Consider the following 1010-nt stretch of genomic DNA (forward strand, 5'->3'; position numbering starts at 1 on the left):
ATTTCAAAAAACCGTGTAATTGACTATGTTTCAATAATTTCAAAGAACTATTTATCCACTTTTACGGGACAGTAGTGGGAGGATATATAAAAAAAATAGCCCCAATCCTATTGAGTGGCATTGTATCAAACGCTCAATACAGGGCCACTTATGGACAAGAAAACCAAACATAAATGCCAAATAATAATTGTGTAGTCCTGTAATGTTAGCAAATTCTTGAGGTAAAGAAAAAAATCCAGATAAACATTTTGAAATAATAAATAGTATTAGAAATACAAATATATGGCATGCACATTCTCCAAAAATATTAACTCGAATCTTGCTCTCTATAAATAGTTCTAGTAAGACAATTACATTTAAAACAAATAATACTTGAAAGAACCAATATCCGAAATACCCTTTGAGAAAGAGAACAAAAACTCCAGTTGTTAAATATGGAATTAATAGTCTGTTTATCCTTTTTAACAATAACTGTTTTACATTAATCCAATCATATGGTCTAACCTTATAAAACAGATAGCCGCTTGCGAAAAACAACAATGGCATATGAAATGAATATATAATCTTCCAAATTAATGAAGCATTAAATTCTTCTTTAGTCATGTCTATTAAGGCTCCTTTTAGAAAGGAATAATCTGTGTATGACCATGCTAAAACATGAGCCATAACCATCAAAAGTATCGCAAGTCCTTTTAATTGGTCTATATTGTAGAAATAATCTTTTTTATTTTCCATATTAAATTCAATGGTAAGATTTTTTTTAACGTGAGTTCGGTATAATAATCTTATGCAATAAGCCTGCTTTTATCAATGATGTCAATATTGAGTGACGGTTTCTTAGGAAGCAGGTTGTATGCGATAAGCCCTGCAATCAGGTTGGAAACAAAACCGTCAATGCTGCGGTGCCTGGTATGTTCAATGTAGCATACATTCTTGAGTTCGTCGTTGACGGTTTCAATGAGCGCCCTTTTCCGCAGCAGGATTTTGTCGTGCAGGTCCATGAGCGAGTT

Annotated in this window: 2 protein-coding genes; both read right to left on the reverse strand. The window is 32.7% G+C overall.

Features of this window, described 5'->3' with window-relative positions; all coding sequences use genetic code 11:
* Window positions 1–51: 51 nt before the first annotated feature.
* The gene (locus H6A34_RS14455; RefSeq protein WP_205106086.1) at window positions 52–735 is read right to left on the reverse strand and encodes an acyltransferase family protein; all 684 of its coding nucleotides are present in this window, start codon (window positions 733–735) and stop codon (window positions 52–54) included.
* Between the two features lie 50 nt (window positions 736–785).
* A partial coding sequence (locus tag H6A34_RS14460) for a transposase (RefSeq protein ID WP_205104226.1) occupies window positions 786–1010 on the reverse strand: 225 nt, incomplete at its 5' end.

Origin of the sequence: Marseilla massiliensis (assembly GCF_016899855.1) — a bacterium.
GTDB lineage: Bacteria > Bacteroidota > Bacteroidia > Bacteroidales > Bacteroidaceae > Prevotella.

Bases quoted from the DNA above. Each gene is read 5' to 3' on its own strand.
- H6A34_RS14455 (WP_205106086.1), bottom strand. From the start codon at position 735: ATGGAAAATAAAAAAGATTATTTCTACAATATAGACCAATTAAAAGGA.